The sequence below is a fragment of the Actinomycetota bacterium genome, from assembly GCA_036280995.1.
Taxonomy (GTDB): Bacteria; Actinomycetota; CALGFH01; order CALGFH01; family CALGFH01; genus CALGFH01.
Genome location: DASUPQ010000793.1, coordinates 1 through 2751 on the forward strand (window position 1 = coordinate 1; position 2751 = coordinate 2751).

Sequence of the window (2751 nt, forward strand, 5' to 3'; positions counted from 1 at the left end):
GCCCGGCGGTGCAGCGGGCGGCGAGGGTGGCCAGCCGGGTGGTTTCGGCGATGGACAGCTTGATCGGGGTGATCTCGGGTGGGCAGGGCCGGCCCCCGCGGGCCGGGACGGGGGCGTCGCCGAGGGGGATCTGCAGGTCGGCGTCGCTGACGTGCTCCTGGTCATCGCCGGTCGCAGGATCGCCGGTCACGATGCTGGTGCCCGGCGGGTGTGGACAGGCGGCGTCGGTGACGGCGGGGAGGGCGATGCTGGCGGTGATCGCGTTGCGGATGGCGGCGGCGCGGAGCTGGGCGAGGGCGGCCAGGGCGGTGTGTCGGCAGGTCCCGTTCCAGGTGCGGGCCTGGGTCTGGTCCCAGCCGAACACGTCCTTCCCGGTCTTGAACGTCTCTTCCACCGGCCAACGGCGCCCGGCGATGGTGATGAAGTAGGTCATGGTCGCCGGTCGGCCCGGCGGCGCCCAGCACAGGGAGAACGTGAGGTGGTCCGGGCGGGAGATCAGCCGCCGGATCAGCAGGTACTGCCCCGGGATCGCGGTGGCGGTCATCGCCCAGTCGCTGTAGCGGGGCCCTTTGGACCCGTTCCCGGCCGACCGGCGCTCGAACACCGCGTCTGCGACGGCCTGATCGGCCCGGATCGTCGTGCCGGAGGGCAGGGTGAGCTGGTAGTCGCACGGGATGATCGCCACGTACGCCAGCCCGGCTCGGGCGGCCTTGGTGCGCAACTGCTCGCTGCGGCCGTAGACCTCGTCGAACGCGACCCAGCTGGCCGGCAGCCCGGTCGCGGTCAGCCGGTCGAGCTGGTTCATGGCCAGCTGCGGCTTGGTGGCGAACTGAAGCTCGTCGGGGATTCCGGCGACCCGGCGGCGGGAACGATCCTGGGCCCAGCGCTGCGGCAGGTACACGTCGTAGTCCACCCAGGCCTGCCCGTGCGCGGTGACGTAGGCGGAAAACACGGTGGTCACGCAGTTTTCCACGGTGCCGGTGCACCCGGCGTGCTGCGGGGCCACGCCCGCGGTGGCCTCCCCCTTCTTCAGCTGCGCGGTCTCGTCGATCGCGATCCCCGGGCCGATCAGGTCCCGGGGCGCGTCCGGGATCCACGCGAGGGCCAGCGCGGGCAGCTGATCGCGCAGCTGCTTGTAGTCCCACCGGTAGGAGCTGAGCAGGCCCTGCATCCGGCCCTGCCCCTCATGACCCGCCGACTCCGCCAGTGACCAGCAGTTGGCCTTCACTTCCGCCGCCAGCGCCGTCACGTAGTCCAGGGCCGCCGACGCACTGCGCCGCTGGGCCATCACCGTCTGCAGGACCGCCCTGACCTGGGCGTCTGCTCTGGCCGTGCACTCGGCGACGTCCTCTATGCTGGCCACCGCGGCCGTGCCGTAGTTGATCTGTTCCACAAACAATCAACGCGGCACGGCCGCCCGTATTACATCCCTGTAGTTCAGGGCGGACCCACCCCGAGGATGTCACTCCACGTAGCCACCAGCCGGACCTGGGGTAAGCAGTCAGGCCTAGTGGATCATGCTGCCTGGGGTGGCATCCACGGGTTGGCGGTCAGAGCGTCGCGGATGGCGTCCATGGGTCGGCATCCGTGGTTGCGGGCGCTGACGAGGTAGGACCGGATCCGGCAGTGCCGTTGCAGGGTGGGCAGGGTGCGCCAGCAGCCTTGGACCTTGGCGGCGAGTTTGAACCCGCGGATTGCCGATTCCGAGCCGTTGTTCGTGGGTGGCACGTCGGATCGGGTGGTGAACAGCCACACCTGGTGGGCTTTGCGTTTGAGGCGTCGGGCCAGTTGCAGGCCGGGGTGATTGCCCTTGGACCAGGGGCGGGACAGGTTGGTGGAGATCCCGACCTTCACGCCGTTGTCGTAGCTGTCCCGTAGCCGAGCGAGCAGTTCGGCGTCGAGGTCGGTTCGGCCGGCGGCCCGGGCGGTGTTGACCTCGTGGATCGCTGTGCGGAGGGCGTCGGCGACCTGGCGGGCCCAGGCCTGGACGTCGACGTCGATGGCGTGTGCGTCGTCGAGGTAGCGCAGCAGATGAGCCAGGCATTGCTGGACCCCGGCCAACTCGTCGTCGTAGCTGACGTAACCGCCGAAGTCGTCGCGGACCAGCACGCCACGGAAGTCGTCGAGAATCCCGAACCCGCTGATCGAGGTCTTCGTGCGGTCACCGGCCGCGCCGTACCAGACCAGGTCCGCGCTCCCGCCGGTGTAGGCGTCCATCGTGCGCACGGTGTACACGTGCGGGTTGTGGCAGTCCGGCTCGCGGGTGGCGGTGTCGGTCAGCGGAGCGGGGGTTTCGTCGGTGCCCAACACCTCCTGGGCGACCAGCGCCGTCTTGAGCGCCGGTTCGAACCCGGCCGTGGTCAGCGCGTCGTCCAGCCGGGTCAGGCAGCAGGAGACGAACCCAGTGGACACCGGGGCCCCGAGCAGCGTGGACATCAGGTCCGCGGTGCGTTCGATGCTGAGCACGTCCTGGCTGGCCAGCAGGGTCGCCGCGGCGGTCACGTTCGGGCCGTAACAGGTCAGCCCACCTCGTACCCCCGCCGGCAGGTCCGCGGTGGTGGCGTGTCCGCAGTCGCACACCCGGCGCATCATCTGATACTCCGTAACCGCCAGGGAAAAGGTTACAGGATAGGCCGCACGGCGAGGTATTCCGTATTGCGGGAATCCTTTTCCGCGCGGCCCTCCTCCGAACCACACGGACCCGTTTCCGAGTATGTGGCTCTCCGGTGACTTACGCCGCGATGGTGACGG

The 2751-nt window shown here is 69.8% G+C and carries 2 protein-coding genes; both read right to left on the minus strand.

Annotation, left to right across the window (positions count from 1 at the left end):
• Nucleotides 1–1393, minus strand: a 1393-nt coding sequence (locus VF468_26460) for an IS701 family transposase (protein HEX5881831.1), incomplete at its 3' end; no start/stop codon positions are given.
• A gap of 122 nt (nucleotides 1394–1515) precedes the next feature.
• On the minus strand, nucleotides 1516–2697 hold the full coding sequence (locus VF468_26465) for an IS66 family transposase (GenBank protein ID HEX5881832.1): 1182 nt from the start codon (nucleotides 2695–2697) through the stop codon (nucleotides 1516–1518).
• Nucleotides 2698–2751 lie beyond the last annotated feature (54 nt).